This window comes from Micromonospora sp. NPDC047707 (assembly GCF_040704235.1).
GTDB lineage: Bacteria > Actinomycetota > Actinomycetes > Mycobacteriales > Micromonosporaceae > Micromonospora.
In genome coordinates, this window is record NZ_JBEYSU010000006.1 from 131,386 (window position 1) to 150,889 (window position 19,504).

Annotated in this window: 19 protein-coding genes; 6 read left to right on the forward strand and 13 right to left on the reverse strand. The window is 72.1% G+C overall.

Annotated features, from left to right (window positions below; genetic code table 11):
• Positions 1 to 13 precede the first annotated feature (13 nt).
• Positions 14 to 199 carry a hypothetical protein gene (locus AB0873_RS09150; RefSeq protein ID WP_155332275.1) on the reverse strand — a complete coding sequence of 62 codons (186 nt, stop codon included), beginning with the start codon at positions 197 to 199 and terminating at the stop codon, positions 14 to 16.
• 68 nt (positions 200 to 267) lie between these two features.
• Entirely contained in the window at positions 268 to 1,626 is a 1,359-nt protein-coding gene (gene pafA / locus AB0873_RS09155; protein WP_088993761.1) for a Pup--protein ligase, read from the reverse strand.
• Between the two features lie 123 nt (positions 1,627 to 1,749).
• Between pafA and rfbB the strand changes: the two genes are divergently transcribed.
• Positions 1,750 to 2,724: a dTDP-glucose 4,6-dehydratase gene (gene rfbB, locus AB0873_RS09160; RefSeq protein ID WP_366599112.1), complete on the forward strand. Its 975-nt coding sequence runs from the start codon at positions 1,750 to 1,752 to the stop codon at positions 2,722 to 2,724.
• A 122-nt stretch (positions 2,725 to 2,846) separates the two neighbouring features.
• Here rfbB and prcA read toward each other — a convergent pair whose 3' ends face one another.
• From prcA to arc, 6 genes are all read right to left on the reverse strand, one after another.
• Positions 2,847 to 3,671, reverse strand: a complete 825-nt coding sequence (gene prcA, locus AB0873_RS09165) for a proteasome subunit alpha (RefSeq protein WP_366599113.1) — start codon at positions 3,669 to 3,671, stop codon at positions 2,847 to 2,849.
• Between the two features lie 55 nt (positions 3,672 to 3,726).
• The gene (gene prcB / locus AB0873_RS09170; protein WP_366599114.1) at positions 3,727 to 4,566 is read right to left on the reverse strand and encodes a proteasome subunit beta; all 840 of its coding nucleotides are present in this window, start codon (positions 4,564 to 4,566) and stop codon (positions 3,727 to 3,729) included.
• Positions 4,485 to 5,171: an endonuclease VII domain-containing protein gene (locus AB0873_RS09175; protein ID WP_155332280.1), complete on the reverse strand. Its 687-nt coding sequence runs from the start codon at positions 5,169 to 5,171 to the stop codon at positions 4,485 to 4,487. Before AB0873_RS09175 ends, prcB begins: the two co-directional genes overlap by 82 nt.
• A 20-nt stretch (positions 5,172 to 5,191) precedes the next feature.
• A complete protein-coding gene (locus AB0873_RS09180; RefSeq protein WP_366599115.1) occupies positions 5,192 to 5,407 on the reverse strand; it encodes a ubiquitin-like protein Pup in 216 nt (71 codons plus the stop codon).
• 115 nt (positions 5,408 to 5,522) lie between these two features.
• Positions 5,523 to 7,040 carry a depupylase/deamidase Dop gene (gene dop, locus AB0873_RS09185; protein ID WP_155332282.1) on the reverse strand — a complete coding sequence of 506 codons (1,518 nt, stop codon included), beginning with the start codon at positions 7,038 to 7,040 and terminating at the stop codon, positions 5,523 to 5,525.
• Positions 7,041 to 7,191: 151 nt separating this feature from the next.
• On the reverse strand, positions 7,192 to 8,973 hold the full coding sequence (gene arc, locus AB0873_RS09190) for a proteasome ATPase (protein WP_155332283.1): 1,782 nt from the start codon (positions 8,971 to 8,973) through the stop codon (positions 7,192 to 7,194).
• A 178-nt stretch (positions 8,974 to 9,151) separates the two neighbouring features.
• Between arc and AB0873_RS09195 the strand changes: the two genes are divergently transcribed.
• The gene (locus AB0873_RS09195; RefSeq protein WP_155334257.1) at positions 9,152 to 9,445 is read left to right on the forward strand and encodes a ferredoxin; all 294 of its coding nucleotides are present in this window, start codon (positions 9,152 to 9,154) and stop codon (positions 9,443 to 9,445) included.
• A gap of 63 nt (positions 9,446 to 9,508) precedes the next feature.
• Here AB0873_RS09195 and AB0873_RS09200 read toward each other — a convergent pair whose 3' ends face one another.
• From AB0873_RS09200 to AB0873_RS09210, 3 genes are all read right to left on the reverse strand, one after another.
• A complete protein-coding gene (locus tag AB0873_RS09200) occupies positions 9,509 to 10,081 on the reverse strand; it encodes a hypothetical protein (RefSeq protein WP_366599116.1) in 573 nt (190 codons plus the stop codon).
• Positions 10,082 to 10,156: 75 nt separating this feature from the next.
• Positions 10,157 to 11,155, reverse strand: coding sequence for a tRNA (adenine-N1)-methyltransferase (locus tag AB0873_RS09205; protein WP_155332285.1), 999 nt, complete (start codon positions 11,153 to 11,155; stop codon positions 10,157 to 10,159).
• Positions 11,152 to 12,207, reverse strand: a complete 1,056-nt coding sequence (locus tag AB0873_RS09210) for a M50 family metallopeptidase (protein WP_366599312.1) — start codon at positions 12,205 to 12,207, stop codon at positions 11,152 to 11,154. The genes AB0873_RS09205 and AB0873_RS09210 overlap by 4 nt, the downstream gene beginning before the upstream one ends.
• Before the next feature lie 178 nt (positions 12,208 to 12,385).
• On the opposite strand from AB0873_RS09210, the gene AB0873_RS09215 reads away from it, so the two are divergent.
• The 4 genes from AB0873_RS09215 to AB0873_RS09230 all read left to right on the forward strand — a co-directional run bounded on the left by AB0873_RS09215 (position 12,386) and on the right by AB0873_RS09230 (position 17,666).
• Complete coding sequence (locus AB0873_RS09215) at positions 12,386 to 13,300, forward strand: PD-(D/E)XK nuclease family protein (protein ID WP_366599117.1); 915 nt, start codon at positions 12,386 to 12,388, stop codon at positions 13,298 to 13,300.
• The gene (locus AB0873_RS09220; protein ID WP_366599118.1) at positions 13,297 to 14,013 is read left to right on the forward strand and encodes a response regulator transcription factor; all 717 of its coding nucleotides are present in this window, start codon (positions 13,297 to 13,299) and stop codon (positions 14,011 to 14,013) included. Before AB0873_RS09215 ends, AB0873_RS09220 begins: the two co-directional genes overlap by 4 nt.
• 336 nt (positions 14,014 to 14,349) lie before the next feature.
• Positions 14,350 to 15,117: an ABC transporter ATP-binding protein gene (locus AB0873_RS09225; RefSeq protein ID WP_155332288.1), complete on the forward strand. Its 768-nt coding sequence runs from the start codon at positions 14,350 to 14,352 to the stop codon at positions 15,115 to 15,117.
• Positions 15,117 to 17,666 carry an FtsX-like permease family protein gene (locus tag AB0873_RS09230; protein WP_366599119.1) on the forward strand — a complete coding sequence of 850 codons (2,550 nt, stop codon included), beginning with the start codon at positions 15,117 to 15,119 and terminating at the stop codon, positions 17,664 to 17,666. Before AB0873_RS09225 ends, AB0873_RS09230 begins: the two co-directional genes overlap by 1 nt.
• A gap of 90 nt (positions 17,667 to 17,756) precedes the next feature.
• On the opposite strand, the gene AB0873_RS09235 is transcribed toward AB0873_RS09230, so the two are convergent.
• Together AB0873_RS09235 and AB0873_RS09240 are read right to left on the reverse strand one after the other, a co-directional pair.
• On the reverse strand, positions 17,757 to 18,404 hold the full coding sequence (locus AB0873_RS09235; protein WP_366599120.1) for an HAD family phosphatase: 648 nt from the start codon (positions 18,402 to 18,404) through the stop codon (positions 17,757 to 17,759).
• 151 nt (positions 18,405 to 18,555) lie between these two features.
• Positions 18,556 to 19,299, reverse strand: a complete 744-nt coding sequence (locus tag AB0873_RS09240; RefSeq protein WP_366599121.1) for a neutral zinc metallopeptidase — start codon at positions 19,297 to 19,299, stop codon at positions 18,556 to 18,558.
• Positions 19,300 to 19,504: the final 205 nt, after the last annotated feature.

Here is a 19,504-nt window from a genome sequence, read left to right on the forward strand (position 1 = left end):
CCCGCAGGACGAATCAGGCGAAGACCACGATCGCCACCCAGGCACCCACGATCAACGCCAGCGCGAGCGCCAGCACCCAGGTGGGCACCGTGTACTCCCCGCGACGGTTACGTTCGATCTCCTCGCGGATCTTCTGGCGGCGGCGCTCGGCCCAGCTCTGCTTCTCGGAGCCCGGACCGGCCGGTTCGGTAGGCATCATGGCGCCGACAGCCTACCCGGCGGGCCGCCCGGGACCACGGACACCGTCCCGCACCGACCCGCCACCGGTCACATGCTGGCGATCAGCCGCTCCACCCGCTCGTCGTACGCCCGGAACGGGTCCTTGCACAGCACCGTGCGCTGCGCCTGGTCGTTCAGCTTCAGGTGCACCCAGTCGACGGTGAAGTCCCGCCGCTTCTCCTGGGCGTGCCGGATGAACTCGCCCCGCAGCCGCGCCCGCGTCGTCTGCGGCGGCGTCTCCTTCGCCTCGAAGATCTCCGGGTCCGTCGCCACCCGGTCCACCTCGCCCCGCCGCTCCAGCAGACCGTACAGGCCCCGACCGCGGCGCAGGTCGTGGTACGCCAGGTCCATCTGCGCCACCCTCGGGTGCGACAGCGGCAGGTCGTGCTTGCGCTGGTAACGCTCGATCAGCCGCAGCTTCGTCACCCAGTCGATCTCCCGGGCCACCGGCTCCAGGTCACCGGTCTCCACCGCCCGCAGCACCCGGCCCCACAGCTCCACCACCCGCTTCGCGGTCTGGTCGCCGCCGCGCCGCTCCACGAACTCCGTCGCCTTCGCCAGGTACTCCTGCTGGATCTCCAGCGCGCTGACCTCCTTGCCGGAGGCCAGCCGCACCTTCCGCCGCCCGGTGATGTCGTGCGACACCTCGCGGATCGCCCGGATCGGGTTCTCCAGCGTCAGGTCCCGCATCACCACGCCGGCCTCGATCATCCGCAGCACGATGTCCGCCGTGCCGACCTTAAGCAGCGTGGTGACCTCGTTCATGTTCGAGTCGCCGACGATCACGTGCAGCCGCCGGTAACGCTCCGCGTCCGCGTGCGGCTCGTCCCGCGTGTTGATGATCGGACGACTGCGGGTGGTCGCCGAGGACACACCCTCCCAGATGTGCTCCGCCCGCTGCGACAGGCAGTACACCGCCCCGCGCGGCGTCTGCAGCACCTTCCCCGCCCCGCAGATCAACTGCCGGGTCACCAGGAACGGGATCAGCACGTCGGCCAGCCGGCCGAACTCACCGTGCCGCGACACCAGGTAGTTCTCGTGGCAGCCGTACGAGTTGCCGGCCGAGTCGGTGTTGTTCTTGAACAGGTAGATCTCGCCCGCGATGCCCTCGTCGTGCAGCCGCTTCTCCGCGTCGACGAGCAGCCCCTCCAGGATCCGCTCACCGGCCCGGTCGTGCGCGACCAGGTCCACCACCGAGTCGCACTCCGGCGTCGCGTACTCCGGGTGCGAACCCACGTCCAGGTACAACCGGGCACCGTTGCGCAGGAACACGTTGCTCGACCGGCCCCACGACACCACCCGCCGGAACAGGTACCGCGCGACCTCGTCGGGGGAAAGCCGGCGCTGCCCGCGATAGGTGCAGGTGACACCGTACTCGGTCTCGAGGCCGAAGATTCGCCGCTCCATGATGAGACATTAGCCGCCCGACGCCCCACATGGGCAGCGCTCGCCACGCCCGTCCCACGCGGCGCCCGCCCGCGTCCGTCGGCTCCGTCCGGGCCACCCCCGGCCGGAGGTACGGTGCGAACCGTGAGGATCCTCGTCACCGGCGGCGCCGGGTTCATCGGCTCGGCGTACGTGCGGCGCCTGCTCGACGGCGCCGAGCCCACCCTGCCGCCGGACCGGGTCACCGTGCTCGACTCGTTCACGTACGCCGGCACCGACGGCAGCCTCGACCCGGTCCGCGACGACCCCCGGCTGCACGTCGTCCACGGCGACGTCCGCGACCCCGACCTCGTCGACGACATCGTCGCCGGGCACGACGTGATCGTCCACCTCGCCGCCGAGTCGCACGTGGACCGCTCCATCACCGGCGCGGCGCCCTTCGTCACCACCAACGTCGTCGGCACCCAGACCCTGCTCGACGCCGCCCTGCGGCACGGCACCCGCCGGTTCGTGCACGTCTCCACCGACGAGGTGTACGGCTCCATCGACCACGGCTGCTGGCCGCCGTCCGCGCCGCTGGACCCCAGCTCCCCGTACTCCGCCTCCAAGGCCGCCGCCGACCTGCTCACCCTCGCCTACCACCGCACCCACGGCCTCGACGTGGTCATCACCCGCGGCGCCAACACCTACGGCCCCTACCAGCACCCGGAGAAGGTGATTCCCCTCTTCGTCACCAACCTCCTCGACGGCCGCCCGCTGCCGCTGTACGGCGACGGCGGCAACGTCCGCGACTGGCTGCACGTCGACGACCACTGCCACGGCATCGTCCGCGCCCAGCAGGCCGGCCGACCCGGCGGCGTCTACCACCTCGGCGGCGGCACCGAACTCCGCAACCGCGACCTCACCGCGCGGCTGCTCGCCGCGTTCGACGCCGGCTGGGACCGAGTGACGCCGGTGCCCGACCGCAAGGGCCACGACCGGCGCTACGCACTCGACACCACCACCAGCCGCCGCGAGCTCGGCTGGGCGCCCACCGTCGACTTCGACGCGGGGCTCGCCGCGACCATCGACTGGTACCGGGACAACCGGGCCTGGTGGGAGCCGCTCGTCAAGGCGTGAGCACACGCGGCCTGCGCGACCGCGCCGGGCTGCGCGCGGACGACGCCAGCCGGGTTGTGCGCGGACCGCGCCGGGCCGGGCTGCGCGCGCCGTACCCGGCCGCCGCTCCGCCGCGTCGACGCTCAGGACTCCGGGCGCTCCGGCTCCTGGCCCTCCAGGTCGGCCGAACCCGCGGAGGTGGTCGGCTTGTGCGCCGCCTCAGTCGGCACCGTCGGGGTCTCCGGCCGCGCCGACGGCTCCTCGGCCTTGCCGCCGTCGAGCAGGGCGGTCAGCGCGGCCCCGGTGATCCGCCGGAAGGTCCGCCCCACCCGGCTGCGATCCAGGACTGCCACCTCCAGCTGGTTGGCCGCGATCGTGCGCGACGCCCCGCCCTCACCGCCGACACTGCCCAGCGCCTGCACCGCCACCTTCACCGCCTCGCCCAGGGACATGTCCGGACGGTGGTTCGACTTCAGCACGCCGGTGATCGCCTCGGCCTGCCCGCCCATCGCCATCCGGCCCGGCTCGTCGTTGACCGAGCCGTCGTACGTCAGCCGGTACAGCTCGTCGTCCTCCGGCGTCGTGCCGACCTCGGCGACGCAGATCTCCACCTCGAACGGCTTCGACTGCTCCGTGAAGATCGCACCGAGGGTCTGCGCGAACGCGTTCGCCAGCGCCCGGCCGGTCACGTCCCGCCGGTCGTAGCTCAGACCGTTCAGGTCGGCCATCCGGACGCCGGCCCGCCGCAGGTTCTCGAACTCGTTGTACCGGCCCACGGCGGCGAAGCCGATCCGGTCGTAGATCTCGCTGACCTTGTGCAGGGCGCTGGACAGGTTCTCCGCGACGAAGAGCACCCCGCCGGCGTAACTCAGGACCACCGCGCTGCGCCCCCGGGCGATGCCCTTGCGGGCCAGCTCGGAGCGGTCGCGCATGATCTGCTCGGGCGAGGCGTAGAACTGCATGGCCACGGCGGCGGTTCTCCTTACGGCGCTGTGCTGGGGACTGCTGTCGGGTGGGACGGCCTCAGCCGCCCGGGTTCTCCATGCGGCCGGAGACCACGCTCTCGGCGATCGCCGCCGTCTCGGCGTCGGTGAGCCGGTGCGTGCCCCCCGCCGTCGCGGTCATCACCACCGGGTAGATCCGCCGGGTCAGGTCCGGGCCGCCGGTCGCGGTGTCGTCGTCGGCCGCGTCGTACAGCGCCTCCACCGCCAGGCGGACCGCGTCGTCGATCGACAGCCCGGCCCGGAACCGCTTCTTCAGCGCCGACCGCGCGAACAGCGAGCCCGAGCCGATCGCGTCGTAGCCGGTCTCCTCGTACGGGCCGCCGGTCACGTCGAAGCTGAAGATCCGGCCCGCCCTCGCCGGGTCGGTCGCGGCCAGGTCGAAGCCCGCGAACAGCGGGATCACGGCCAGGCCCTGCATCGCGGCGCCCAGGTTGCCGCGGATCATCGACGCCAGCCGGTTGGCCTTGCCGTCGAGCGAGAGCATCGCGCCCTCGATCTTCTCGTAGTGCTCCAGCTCCACCTGGAACAGTCGCATCAGCTCGATGCCGATGCCGGCGGTGCCCGCGATGCCCACCAGCGAGTACGCGTCCGCCGGGTGGACCTTCTCGATGTCCCGCTGGGCGATCAGGTTGCCCATCGTGGCGCGCCGGTCGCCGGCCATCACCACGCCGCCGACCGCCGAGATCGCCACGATGGTGGTGGCGTGCGGCGCCAGGTCGGCGGCCATGCCCGGCGGCAGCGGCCGACGACCGGGCAGCATCTCGGGGGCCACCTTGCTCAGGAACGCTGTGAAGGAGGACGTCCCCGCGTTGGTGAACACATCTGGAAGACGCCCGGATGGATCAAAACCCGCTGCCACGTGGTTCCTCTCAGGTACGTGATCGCCCTGGCCAGCCTCTCCGGACTGTCCCGGAACTGGCCAAGACCACCGTTGCAGTTGAAGCAGAGTATCCCGCGCACCCATCCGGTGCGATGATCGTGGTCCAGGTGTTGCGGATCTTCCACGCCGCAGATGGCGCAGACCCCGCCCTGCTCCGCGAGCAGCTCGTCGAACTCCTTCTGCCCGACCCCGTAGCGGCGCCGCAGGTGGTACTCCCGGCTGCCGCCGTACAGCCGCTGCCTGACCTCCCGGGTGCGGCTGTTGTGACAGGGCTTGCAGTAGGTGGCGTAGCCCGAGCTGTCCGATCGATTGCGGGGGAAGTCGACCACGGGCTTGACAGTTCCACAGTCCGCGCAGAAGCGATGCCCTTCCGGGACTTCCCGGGCCTGTTTCACATCTCGGCCCTGCTTCGCCTTCACCCGCTTGGCATAGCTGGCCTTGGAGCGTTGGTTGAAGCACGGCTTGCAGTAGCTACCGCGACCGCTGGGGCGCTTGCTGCTCGCGCAGAAGTCCGCGAGCGGCTTCCATTCCCCGCAGTCACGGCAGCGCCGTCGCCCGTCCTGATCATCCGAAGGAAGCGGCATGTCCGATTTACCCTAAATGATCACTGGCCTCCCTTTTGTACGTAACCTCGCACGAACTCTTCTGCGTTCTCTTCGAGGACGGAGTCGATCTCGTCGAGCAGGTCGTCGACGTCCTCGGTGATGTCGGCGTGCCGCTCGGCGACCTCCGGGTTCGCCTCGGTCGCGACGTCCTCGATCTCCTCGCCCTGCCGGGACTTCCCGGTCTGCGACTGCCCGCCGCTGTCACGAGTGGCCATGGCTGCCTCCTCCACGATCGTCTGCGAGAAACTTACCTCGCGCAGGCGACGAAAAGCCCGTCGCGCGCCGGCTCGCGGCACACGACGGGCTTTCGGGCAGCACGGCGGTGACGGCTCAGCCGCCGGTCAGGGTCTCCAGCAGATCCTTCGCGCTCTCGCAGCGGTCGAACAACGCGCCGACGTGCTTGCGGGTGCCGCGTTCCGGCTCCATCATCGGCACCCGCACCAGCGACTCGCGGCCGACGTCGAAGATGACCGAGTCCCAGCTCGCGGCGACGACCTCGGAGGCGTACTGGGCGAGGCAACGGCCCCGGAAGTAGGCGCGGGTGTCCTCCGGCGGCTCGGTCATCGCCGTCCGCGTCTCCTCCTCCGGCAGGAGGGTCTTCATGGCGCCGCGGGAGACCAGCCGGTGGTAGAGGCCCTTCTCCGGCCGGACGTCCGAATACTGCAGGTCGACCAGTTGCAGCTTGTGGGAGCCCCAGCCGAGCTTCTCCCGCTCCCGGTAGCCCTCCAGCAGCCGCAGCTTCGCCACCCAGTCGAGTTCGTCGGCGCAGAGCATGACGTCCCGGCCGAGCCGGTCCAGGACGCTCTCCCAGCGGGCGAGCACGTCGGCGGTCTGCTCGTCCACGTCGGCGCCGTACCGGTCGTCCACGAAGGAACGCACCCGCTCGTAGTAGGCCCACTGCACGTCGAGGGCGGTGAGCCGCCGGCCGTCGCGCAGTCGCATGAGGTGGGTGAGCGACGGGTCGTGGCTGACCGCGCGCAGTTCGCTGACCGGGTCGGCGATGCCGAGGTCGGGGCCGAGCGCCTTCTCCTCGATCATGGTGAGGATCAGCGCGGTCGTGCCGACCTTCAGGTACGTCGAGATCTCCGACAGGTTGGCGTCGCCGATGATGACGTGCAGCCGCCGGTACTTGTCGGCGTCGGCGTGCGGCTCGTCCCGGGTGTTGATGATGGGCCGCTTGAGGGTGGTCTCCAGGCCCACCTCGACCTCGAAGAAGTCGGCGCGCTGGGAGATCTGGAAGCCGCTCTGCCCGCCGTCCTGCCCGATGCCCACCCGGCCGGCGCCGGCGAAGATCTGCCGGGTGACGAAGAACGGCGTCAGGTACGCGACGATGTCGGCGAACGGGGTCTGCCGCCGCATCAGGTAGTTCTCGTGGGCGCCGTAGCTGGCGCCCTTGTTGTCGGTGTTGTTCTTGTACAGGTGGATGGGGTGGGTGCCGGGGATGGTGGCGGCGCGGCGCGCGGCCTCGGCCATCACCCGCTCGCCGGCCTTGTCCCAGCGCACCAGGTCCCGAGGGTTGGTGACCTCGGGGGTGGAGTACTCGGGGTGTGCGTGGTCGACGTAGAGCCGCGCGCCGTTGGTGAGTATCACGTTCGCCAGCCCGAGGTCCTCGTCGGCGAGGGCCTCGGCGGGGTCGTACGCGGCGCCGGAGTAGGTGAAGCCGCGCGCGTCACGCAGCGGGGACTCCTCCTCGTAGTCCCAGCGGGCCCGGCCGCCCCGGTTGAGTTCCGGGCGTGCCCCATAGGCGTTGACCACCTGGGAGGAGGTGACCATGGGGTTGGCCCCGGCCTGGCCGGGCACGGAGATGCCGTACTCGACCTCGGTGCCCATGATCCGTCTTACGCTCATCGACCTACCTGCTTCGCTCGCCCGACCGGTCCCGCAGTCGAGCGTAGTCGGCGCCACCACCGATGGTGACGCGGCTGTCCGGCGTGGGCGCGCCCGGTGACGGTTGAGGGCCCGGGATGCTCGCGCGCCCCGGGCCCTCGTCGTGCCGTTGTCAGAGGTACTGGCCGGTGTTGCTGGCGGTCTCGATGGACCGGCCCGCCTCGGCGCCCTTGCCGCCGGAGACGAGCGTGCGGATGTAGACGATCCGCTCGCCCTTCTTGCCGGAGATGCGGGCCCAGTCGTCGGGGTTGGTGGTGTTGGGCAGGTCCTCGTTCTCGCGGAACTCGTCGACGCAGGCGTCGAGGAGGTGCTGCAGGCGCAGGCCCTTGCGACCGGAGGTGAGGAACTCCTTGATGGCCATCTTCTTGCCCCGGTCGACGATGTTCTGGATCATCGCGCCGGAGTTGAAGTCCTTGAAGTAGAGGACTTCCTTGTCGCCGTTGGCGTACGTGACCTCGAGGAAGCGGTTCTCCTCGGTCTCCGAGTACATCCGCAGGACGACCGCGTCGATCATCGCCGCCACGGTGGCCTGAGGGTCGCCGCCGTGCTCGGCCAGGTCGTCCGGGTGCAGGGGCAGGCCGGGGAGGATGTACTTGGAGAAGATGTCCTTGGCCGCCTCGGCGTCCGGCCGCTCGATCTTGATCTTCACGTCGAGCCGGCCGGGGCGCAGGATGGCCGGGTCGATCATGTCCTCCCGGTTGGAGGCGCCGATGACGATGACGTTCTCCAGGCCCTCGACGCCGTCGATCTCGCTGAGCAGCTGCGGGACGATGGTGTTCTCCACGTCCGAGGAGACACCGGAGCCGCGGGTGCGGAACACCGAGTCCATCTCGTCGAAGAACACGATGACCGGCGTGCCCTCGCCGGCCTTCTCCCGGGCCCGCTGGAAGATCAGCCGGATGTGCCGCTCGGTCTCGCCGACGTACTTGTTGAGCAGCTCCGGGCCCTTGATGTTGAGGAAGAAGCTGGTGTGCTTCTCCTCGCCGCGCCGCTCGGCGATCTTCTTGGCCAGCGAGTTGGCCACCGCCTTGGCGATCAGCGTCTTGCCGCAGCCGGGCGGACCGTAGAGCAGGATGCCCTTCGGCGGCCGGAGCTGGTGCTCGCGGAACAGGTCGGCGTGCAGGAACGGCAGTTCCACCGCGTCGCGGATCTGCTCGATCTGCGCGTGGAGGCCGCCGATGTCGGTGTAGTCGACGTCGGGCACCTCCTCCAGGACCAGCTCCTCGACCTCGCTCTTCGGGATCCGCTCGTACGCGTACGCCGAGCGTGGCTCGATCATGAGCGAGTCGCCGGCCCGGATCGAGGTGCCGATCAGGGTCTCCGCGAGGTGCACGATGCGTTCCTCGTCGGAGTGGGAGACCACGAGGGCGCGGTCGCCCGCGGTGCCGCCGGGGCCGGCGAGCACCTCCTTGAGCATCACGACCTCGCCGACCCGCTCGTAGCCGAACGCGTCGACGATGTTGAGGGCGTCGTTGAGCAGGACTTCCTGCCCGCGGCGCAGCTCGTCCACGTCGAGTGAGGGTGAGACGGCCACCCGGAGCTTGCGGCCACCGGTGAACACGTCCACCGTGCCATCGTCGTGCCGCGCCAGGAAGACCCCGTAGCCACTCGGCGGCTGGGCGAGGCGGTCGATCTCCTCCTTGAGCGTCACGATCTGCGCGCGAGCCTCCTTGAGGGTGCTCACGAGCCGGTCGTTGTTCTCGGTCAGCCGCGCCAACTGAGCCTGGGTGGCCGCCAGCCGCTCTTCGAGCTGCCGGACGTGTCGGGGGCTTTCGGTCAACTTGCGCCGCACCAGAGCGAGTTCCTCTTGAAGGAACGCGACCTGCGTGGAGAGATCGTGGGCCTCCTTCTCCCACCGTGCGGCGCGCGAGTCCGCGTCGTCGCTGCGTGCCACGTCCCACCTCCCCGGGGGGCTTGAACGTTCTGACCTAACACTAGCCGCTATGAGGCCGATTCGGTCCCACGCAACGCCCTCGTCACCGAACCTTGATCGCGAAGGGTGGGCACGGGGGCCGGTCCGGGCGTTCGGGTACCGTCGAGGCGTGGGACGGGAGAACATGGGGGGTGCGCCGGTGGCCGAGGTCGCGACCGACCAGCTGCAGGTCTGGGTTGATCAGGACCTGTGCACGGGCGACGGGCTGTGCGTGCAGTACGCCCCGGAGGTGTTCGAGTTCGACATCGACGGCCTTGCGTACGTCAAGGGTCCCGACGGTGAGCTGGTGCAGGCCCCGGGCGGCCGGGTGGACGTGCCGGAGCACCTGCGTCTCGAGGTGATCGACTCCGCGAAGGAGTGCCCGGGCGAGTGCATCCACGTCGTGCGCGGCAGCGACGGCGTCGAGGTGGCCGGCCCGGACGCCGAGGACTGACGCCGGCGCCCGCGGTGACCGGGTCCGCTCCGGTCCGGGTCACCGCAGACCGAGGGGTACGCCTCAGAGCATCGGCCGGCCGACCACCGAGGCGACCAGCCGGGCGAACTCCTCCAGTCGGGCGATCTGCCCGGCTCCGCCGTCGTCGAGGGTCTTGCCGAAGCGCAGTGCGTCGTGCCGGGGCGCGCCGGTCGCCTCCTCGCTGGCCGGCGACTCGTCCAGCGACGTCAGCAGCAGGTAGACGTCGATGCTGTCGACGCGCACCGTGCCGTCCTCGTCGCGGGTGAGGCGGCGCCGGCAGCCGACCTCGGTGACCGAGGAGACCGGCACCACCCGCAGCGACGACGTCATCGAGCCGGGCGGGCCCTCGCCGGGCGGGACGTCCTCGCCGTGCCAGAGGATCAGCCGGCTGCCGTCGCAGACGACGACCTCCTGCCAGACGCCGTTGACCTCGTTGACGAAGCGTTCCAGGGTGAACCCGAGCACGGAGGCGCCGCGGAGCACCCCGCCGAGCGCTTCGAGGGCGATGTCCGGGTCGCGCAGGTAGGCCCGGGCGGCGGACTCGAGGTCCTGGTACGGCGACCAGTCCGGGAACACCGCCGGCAGGTCGCCGCCGCCGAAGCCCGGCCGGCTCATACCGCCTCCCCGCACTCGCGCCGGTCCGCACCGACCGGCGTCCGTTCCGTCATTCCCAGCCGCCCGCCGCCGCCGTCACGGCTGCTCCGTCTCCGCTTGGCGGGGCTCCGCTCCGGCGGCCTGGGCGGCGGCCGCGGCCCGGGCGGCCTCCGCCTCGCGCAGTGCCGTGCGGCGCTGGACGTACGCCTCGGTGCCCTTGCTGGGCTTGCGGCGGCGCGGCGGGGCGGTGACCCCGGGGGCGAGCTTACGCGCGGACACCAGGAACGCGGTGTGGGCGATCATGCGGTGGTCGGGGCGGACCGCCAGGCCCTCGGCGTGCCAGTCCCGCACCAGGGACTCCCACGCCCGCGGCTCGGTCCAGCCGCCGCGCTCGCGCAGCGCCTCCACCAGCTCGGACAGCTGCGGGGTGGTGGCGACGTACCCGATGAACACGCCGCCGGGCAGCAGGGCCCGCTCGACCATGTCGAGGGTCTCCCAGGGGGTCAGCATGTCGAGGATGATCCGGTCGAAGCCGGTCTCGGGATTGGTCGCGACGTCGCCGACGTGCAGCCGCCAGGCCGGGTGCGGGCCGTTGAAGAAGGCCTCGACGTTGCGCCGGGCGATCTGGGCGAAGTCGTCGCGCAGCTCCCACGAGTGCAGTTCGCCGGTGGGCCCGACGGCGCGCAGCAGGGAGCAGCTGAGCGCGCCGGAACCGGCGCCCGCCTCCAGCACCTTGGCGCCGGGGAAGATGTCGCCCATGGCGACGATCTGTGCGGAGTCCTTCGGGTAGATGACCTGGGCGCCGCGGGGCATGGACAGCACGTAGTCGGCGAGCAGCGGCCGCAGGGCGAGGAAGGCGGTGCCGCCGCCGGCGGTGGTGACGACGCTGCCGTCCGGCTGGCCGATCAGGGCGTCGTGCTTGAGGATGCCGCGGTGGGTGTGGAACTCCTTGCCCGGTTCCAGCGTGACCGTGTGCATCCGCCCCTTCGGGTCGGTCAGCTGCACCCGGTCGCCGGGCCGGAACGGCCCGCGGTGGACCGGGGGCGGCGTCGGGGTGTGCTGGTCGGCGGGTACGGCGGAGGGAGTTGCGGTCACGTGTTCATCTTCCGGTGAGGTTCGAGCAGCTGAGCCAGATCCACGATGTGCAGGATGCCGACGACATCTTCGCCTGAGGTCACCACGTACTGTGCGCCCGGGTGCTGCTGGACGGTCTCCATCACCTGGTGCCCGTCGAGGCCGACCGGCATGGCCGGCAGGCCGGCCAGCGAGCGGGAGACCGTGTCGACCGCCACCCAGGGACGGCGTTCCGTCGGTACGGCCGCCGCGGTGGCCGGGTCGACCAGGGCGAGCGGGCGGCCGGCGGAGTCGGTGACGAGCAGCGCGGCGCCCGCGTCGGTGCCGTCGCGGCGGCGCTGCGCCTCGGCGAGGGGCGTGCCGGTGGGGACGGTGACGACGGGCCGGGCCAGCCGGGACAGGTCGATGAGCGGGAACCGCCGGCTGACCCGGGCCACCCGGATGGACTGCCCGGCGCCCCGCCACAGGGTGAACGCGACCAGCAGCATCAACGGCAGGGCGAGCGGCGCCAGCTGGCGGGTGAGGGTGAGCAGGGCGACCAGCGCGGCGGTGCCGACGGCGACGGCGCGCCCCACCCAGCCGGCCACCTCGGTGCCCCGGTGCCGGTCCCGGGTGACCGCCCACACGGCGGCCCGCAGCGCCCGGCCGCCGTCGAGCGGCAGCCCCGGCAGGATGTTGAACACCGCGACGATGACGTTGCTGACCGCGAGCTGGAAGGCGAGCTGGTTGACCAGGGTGCCGTCGGGCAGGGCCAGGGTGGCGGCGACGGCGGCCGCGCCGAGCACGGCGGAGACGGCCGGCCCCGCCAGGGACACCAGCAGGTCGACCCGGGGCGACGGGGCGTCGCGGTCCATCTCGGTGTAGCCGCCGAGCAGTTCCAGGGTGATTCCGCGTACGCCGATGCCGTACCGCCGGGCGGTGAGGGCGTGGCCGAGCTCGTGCAGCAGCACCGAGCCGAGCAGGGAGACGACGAAACCGAGGCCGATGAGGTAGCCGCCGGCCTGCGACAGCTGCAGCTGGTCGCGGGCGAACTCCGCGTACAGCACGGTGACGACCAGCGCGAGCAGCACCATCGACGCGCTGAGGTGCAGCGGCACCCCGAACACCCGGCCGACGGTCAGCCCGAGGCGCCCGTCCGGCCGGCGGGACGGTCGCGTCTTCTGCTCCACCGGCCCGATGCTACGCGGCGCGGATCATGTGCCGGAGCGGCGACGGCGGCGGTGTCGGACCGGTGCCCTACCCTTTCCGGACATGACGGCGGATCCGGTGACGACGCAGCAGCCCCCGCTCCCGGCGGAGGTGCCGGCCACGGTGCGGGCGTCGCTGTCCCCGTCGCGCGCGGCGGATTTCAAGACCTGCCCGCTGCTCTACCGGTTCCGCAGCATCGACCGGCTGCCCGAGCGGCCCAGCGTGGAGCAGGCGCGGGGCACGCTGGTCCACGCGGTGCTGGAGCGGCTGTTCGACCTGCCGGCGGCCGGGCGCACTCCGGCCGCCGCCGGCGACCTCGTGGCCCCGCAGTGGGAGCGGCTGGTCACCGAGCAGCCGGAGCTGGCCGGTCTGTTCGCCGACGGCGACGAGGCCGCCCGGTCGGGGTTCCTCCGGTCGGCGGCGGCGCTGCTGGAGGGCTACTTCGCGGTGGAGGATCCGCGCCGGCTGGAGCCGGCCGAGCGGGAGAGCCTGATCTCCGCGGTCGTCGACGAGGAACTGCTCATCCGGGGCTACCTGGACCGCCTCGACGTGGCGCCGGACGGCGCGCTGCGGGTGGTCGACTACAAGACCGGTGGCGCGCCGCGGGAGGCGTTCGAGGCGCGGGCGCTGTTCCAGTTGAAGTTCTACGCCCTGGTGCTGTGGCGCACCCGCGGGGTGGTGCCGCGGGTGCTGCGCCTGCTCTACCTGCGCGACGGCGAGGTCTGCGACTACGCGCCGGACGCCGACGAGTTGGTGCGCTTCGAGCGCACGGTGGTGGCGCTGTGGCGGGCGATCGAGGCGGCCACCGCCGCGCAGGACTTCCGCCCTCGACCGAGCCGGCTGTGCGACTGGTGCAACCACCAGGCGCTGTGCCCCAGCTTCGGGGGCACGCCGCCGCCGTTCCCGGCCGCCGCGGCCGCCGCCGACCCGCTGCGCGACGCCCGGTCCCGTCCGGCGCCGCCGGGCGCGGACGAGTGACGGCCTCCGGCGCCGCCGGCACCGACCCGGGGCGGCAGGCCGCGGTCCGGCGGCCGGTGCGCATCCTGATCGCCGACGACCAGCCGCTGCTGCGCACCGGTTTCCGGATGGTGCTCGGCGCCGAGGAGGACTTCGACGTCGTCGCCGAGGCCGGCGACGGCGTGGAGGCGGTGGAGCTGTCCCGCCGGCTGCTGCCCGACGTGGTGCTGATGGACGTGCGGATGCCGCGGCTGGACGGGGTGTCCGCGACCCGCGCCATCGTCGAGTCCCGGCTGCCGGTGCGGGTGCTGGTCCTCACCACGTTCGACCTCGACGAGTACGTGGTGGGCGCGCTGCGCGCGGGGGCGCGCGGCTTCCTGGCCAAGGATGTGCCGGCGGCGGACCTGGTGTCGGCGATCCGGGCGGTCGCCGCCGGGGACGCGGCGGTCGCCCCGCGGATCCTCGGCCGGCTGCTGGACCGGTTCGCCGGTCTGCTGCCCGACCCGGCGGCGGCCCCGCCGCGGGTGCTCGACACGTTGACCGACCGGGAGCGCGAGGTTCTGGTGCAGGTCGCCCGCGGCCTGTCGAACGCGGAGATCGCCCGGGCGCTGTCGGTCAGCGAGACCACCGTCAAGACGCACGTCGGTCACGTGCTGACCAAGCTCGGTCTGCGGGACCGGGTGCAGGCGGTGGTGCTCGCGTACGAGTCGGGTCTGGTTCGTCCCCGCGCGTAGCGGGCGGTCCGCCGGGGGCGGGTGACCGGCGTACCGGTGAGGGTCCACCGGCGGGACGGCGACGTTGCGGTCGCCACCTACCGTGACCCACGACGGCGCGGCGGGGTTGACCCTCACGCGGCGTCACTGTTCAGGATCGGTCTCGACCGCCGGGAAATCGGCTCGACCGGTCACCGGATCAGGGGCAACCCTGAGTGGCGGTCGGGGGCACCCGCAGCCCGAAATCCGCCACGGCTCCACCCGGAGTCGGACGGACCCGCGGCGTAGAGCGCCGAAGATTGGTTACGCGCCGGACCAGCGGGGGCGGTGCGTTTCGGACGACGAGAGGAAGATGACGTGACCGCGACGGTAGGCCGTCAGGCGCAGGCCGCGGCCCGCGCGAGCGACGTGTGGAAGGTGTACGGCAGCGGCGAGGCGCAGGTGATCGCGCTGCGCGGGGTCAGCTGCGAGTTCGAGCGGGGCCGGTTCACCGCGATCATGGGCCCGTCCGGCTCCGGCAAGTCGACGCTGATGCACTGCCTGGCGGGGCTGGACTCGGTGACCCGGGGCACGGTGTCGATCGGCGACACCACGGTCACCGGGCTCGGCGACGCGGGGCTGACCAAGCTGCGCCGCGACAAGGTCGGGTTCATCTTCCAGCAGTTCAACCTGCTGCCGACGCTGACCGCCAAGGAGAACATCCTGCTGCCGCTGTCGATCGCCGGCCGCAAGCCGGACCCGGCCTGGTACGACACCGTGATCGACACGGTGGGCCTGCGGGACCGGCTGGGGCACCGGCCGGCGCAGCTGTCCGGCGGCCAGCAGCAGCGGGTGGCGTGTGCGCGGGCGCTGGTCGCCCGGCCCGACGTGATCTTCGCCGACGAGCCGACCGGCAACCTCGACTCCCGGGCCGGCGCGGAGGTGCTGGGCTTCCTGCGCCGCTCGGTGCGCGAGTACGGGCAGACCATCGTCATGGTCACCCACGACCCGACGGCCGCCGCGTACGCCGACCGGGTGGTCTTCCTCGCCGACGGGCAGATCGTGTCCGAGCTGGTCGAGCCCACCGCGGAGACGGTGCTGGACACGATGAAGAAGCTGGACACCCCGGCCGAGGTGGGCAACTGATGTTCCGGGCAACCCTCAAGAGCCTGCTGGCGCGCAAGCTCCGGCTGATCCTGTCCGGGTTGGCGGTGGTGCTCGGCGTCATGTTCGTCTCGGGCGCGTTCGTGCTCACCGACACCCTCGGCCGGTCCTTCGACGCGGTCTTCGCCGACGCGTACGAGGGGGTGGACGTCAACGTCGCCGCGAAGCCGAAGGTGGAGCTGAGCGAGTTCGAGGGCGAGCAGGTGGCGGCGCCGGTGCCGGCCTCGGCGGTGGAGCGGGTCCGGGCGGTGCCCGGCGTGGACGAGGCCACCGGGATCGTGGCCGCCGACGGCGCGCGGCTGATCGGCAGCAACGGCAAGGTCGTCGCCTCGTTCGGGCCGCCTCAGCTCGGTGAGAACTGGGTCGGCGAGAGCGACCTGGTGCAGCTTCGCGAAGGCCGGGAGCCGCGCGCGGACAACGAGATCGTCGTCAACGCCGCCCTGGCCAAGGCGGCCCGGGTGTCCGTCGGCGACCGGGTCGGCGTGCTGACCCTTCAGCCGAAGCAGGAGTTCACCCTGGTCGGCGTCTTCGGCTACAGCGGGGGCCGCGACTCCATCGGCGGCGTCAACGAGGTCATGTTCACGACGCCGGTGTCGCAGCGGCTGATGCTCGGCGCGCCGGACGTGTTCACCAACATCACGGTCACCGCCGCCGACGGCGTGTCGGCCGAGAAGCTGCGCGACGACGTCGCGACCGCTCTCGGCGCCGGCTACGAGGTGAAGACCGGTGAGCAGCTGTCCGCCGACGCGTCCGCGGGGCTGAAGGAGGGCCTGTCCTTCTTCAACCGGATCCTGCTCGGCTTCGCCGCGGTGGCGCTGCTGGTCGGCACGTTCCTGATCCTCAACACTTTCTCGATCATCGTGGCGCAGCGCACCCGCGAGCTGGCGTTGATGCGGGCCATCGGCGCCGGTCGCCGGCAGATCATCGGTTCGGTGGTCCTGGAGGCGGTGGCGGTCGGCCTGATCGCCTCGGTGCTCGGCCTGGGCGCCGGCATCGGCATCGGCGCGCTGCTGGCGTACCTGTTCGGCAACCTCGCCGGTGGGCTCACCCTCGCCGGGATCGGCGTACCGGCCGCCGCCGTGATCGGCGCGTTCGGGGTCGGTCTGGTCATCACCGTGGTGGCGGCGCTGCTGCCGGCCCTGCGGGCGTCGCGGATCCCGCCGATCGCCGCGATGCAGGACGTGGCGACACCGGACCGGCCGCTCACCAAGGTCACCGTGGCCGGCTCGGCCGTCACCGCGATCGGTGCCACCCTGCTGTTCGTCGGTCTGGGTGGGCACGCCGGCGACAACACCCTCGCCACCATCCTCGGCGGTGTGCTGTTCGCCTTCATCGGGGTGGCGCTGCTGACGCCGCTGATCAGCCGGCCGGTGGTGAGCCTGCTCGGCGCGCTGTTCTCCTGGTCGGTGCCGGGCAAGCTGGGCCGGCTGAACTCCGGACGCAACCCGCGCCGCACCGCGATCACGGCCGCCGCGCTGATGGTCGGCATCGCCCTGGTCACCGGGGTCACGGTGATCCTCGACTCGGCGAAGGGCAGCATCGGCAAGCTGGCCCAGGACACGATCAACGCCGAGTTGGTGATCGCCGGAGCGCAGAGCGGCCCCCGGCCGCCGAGCTTCGACCCCACCGTCCTGGAGAAGATCAAGGCGATCCCCGGGGTGACGCTCGTCGACGGCACGTACGGCGACATGGCCCAGGTCGGCGACGAGCGCACCTGGGTGGGCGCGAACAGCGACGTGGCGGCGCTGGGCCCGATCTTCGAGGCCAAGGCCACCGCCGGCGACATCAGCCGGCTCGGGCCGGACCAGATGCTGGTCAGCTCGGACGTCGCGAAGTCCCGCAACCTCACGGTCGGGTCCACCGTGCCGGTCCAACTGGCCCGGGGCGAACCGCGGACGTACACGGTCAGCGGCATCTACCAGAGCGCCGAGTTCCTCGACCCGGTGACGCTGCCGGTCGAGGCGACGCGGGACTTCACCGTCCCGCAGCCGATCATGGGCTTCATCCAGCTCTCCCCCGGCACCGCGAGCGCCGATGTGCTCCCGCAGGTGGAGATGCTGCTGGCGGACAGCCCGGAGGTGTCGGTGGCCGACCGGGACGCGTTCATCGAGCAGCAGACCGGTCAGCTCGACGGGCTGCTCAGGATGATCCAGATCCTGCTGGCGCTGGCCATCGTGATCGCGGTGCTGGGCATCGTCAACACGCTTGCGCTGTCGGTGCTGGAGCGCACCCGCGAGCTGGGCCTGCTGCGGGCGATCGGCCTGCGCCGGGCCCAGACCATGCGGATGATCACCGTGGAGGCGGTGGTGATCTCGGTGTTCGGGGCGTTGCTCGGCATCGCCGTCGGCACCGGCCTGGGCGCCGCCGTGGTGGAGGCGCTGCGGGACGAGGGCATCACCGACCTCGTGCTGCCGTGGGGCGACATGGGCGTGATGCTCGGCCTCGGTGCCGTCGTCGGGGTGGTCGCCGCCGTCCTGCCGGCCATCCGCGCCGCCCGCATCGACGTCCTGGGCGCCATCGCCCACGACTGAGACACCGAGGAAGGGCCCCTGCTCCGCCTGTTCGATGGAGCGGGGGCCCTTCCTGCTGTCCGGTCCGGTGGACGGGCGCGGGCCGCCGCGTCAGGCCGGCGGTTCGCCGAGCAGCGCCGCGAGCAGTTCCAGGTCCGCGGCCGTCAGGCTCTCCAGGTGGTGTACGCCGTCGCGCGGCTCCAGCGGCGCCTCCGCCGGCACCGCGAGCACCGCCGCGCCGGCGGCGAGGGCACTGGCGACGCCGGTCGGGGAGTCCTCGATCGCCACACATCGTTCGATCGGCACGTCCAGCAGCCGGGCCGCCGTCAGGTAGGGCTCCGGGTGCGGCTTCGCGGCGTCCACCTCGTCACCGCACACCACGGCGTCGAAGCTGTCCCGCCCGAGGGTGTCGAGCGCGACCTCGACGAGCGCCCGGCCGCTCGAGGTGACCAGGGCGGTGGGGATGCCCGCCGTACGGACGGCGCCCAGCAGGGCCAGCGCGCCCGGCCGCCAGCGCAGCCCGGTGCGGAACAACTCCAGGATCCGGGCGTTGATCCACGCGGCGCTCGCCTCCGGGTCGCGCTCCGGCTGGCCCAGGTCGTCGTGGAGGATCCTCATCGACGCGGCCATGCTGGTGCCGACCATCGCCAGGCGGGCCGGCGCGGACAGGACCCCGCCGTACTCGGCCGCCAGCTCCCGCAGCGCGACGTCCCACAGCTTCTCGCTGTCGACCAGCGTCCCGTCCATGTCGAAGAGCACGGCGGCGGGGTGGTGGCTGCTCAGTGGGGGCTCCTCACAGGTCGGCGTACCCGCTGATCCTTGCAGCCCTCGCCCGGCCGGCGCCGACGGTCCACGGCTGCAGTGACCTACGCCGCTGGCCGGCACCGCGGCGTCACCCACCGTGCCGCCGCTACGTCAGGTCGCAGGCGTCCAGGGACTTCTCGTAGCCGCGGAAGAACGCGTCGGTGCGCTGCTCGGCGGTGCCGTGGGAATCCTCGGCGAACCAGGGCTGGTTCGGGTCGTCGCCGACGGCGAGCAGCCCTTCCCGGAACTCCTCCAGGTCACCGTCGTCGAGGCGCAGCGTCCCCGACCGTACGGAGTCGCCGAGGAACGCGCCGGCCATGCAGTCGGCCTGCAGTTCCTGCTGGATGGTGAAGTTGTAGCGGATGCCGAGGCGGGTCTGGATGCCGTGGGCGTACTCGTGGCCGAGCAGGTAGAACACGAACGCGTCGCCGATCTGGCGGAACGCGCCGAAGGACCAGTTGACGTCGTACGCGATGTAGTCGCTGGCCGAGCAGTAGACCGCGTTGTTGCGGGGGATCTCCTGCCCACCGCAGCTCACTTCGCCGCTGCGGCGGTACGGGAGGACGCGGCGGATCGGTTGGAATGCCTGCCCCGAGGCGCGGAACTGCGCCGACCAGTACCGTTCGGCGATGCTCCGTGCGTCGGCGACGTCCTGCTGGAACTCCTCGACGCTGGTCGTACCGTCGGCGCGGGTGGACTGCGCGCCGGGCGTACCCGATGCGGGCCGTTCCGGCGGCGGCGCTCCCCCGGGTTCGGACGCTCCGCCCACCACGCAGCCGGCCGAGGCCACCAGGGCCACCGCCAGGCCCACCAGCGAGGGTCCGCGCCGTCGTCCCGTCCGCGTCGTCACTGCGCCCTCCCCGGCGTCGGCGATGCGGCGTGCTGTACCCCGGCGGTACGCGCGTCATGCCGATCGCAGGTATCTACGCCGGGGGCGCCCGGACGGTTCAGCGACCCGCGCCGGACGGCACCGGTCGCGGCCGTGGTGCCGTACCCTCGGCGACCACCGTCTCCGATGTCCGGTCGGCGGCGGCGGCTTCGACGTCTCTGGTGAG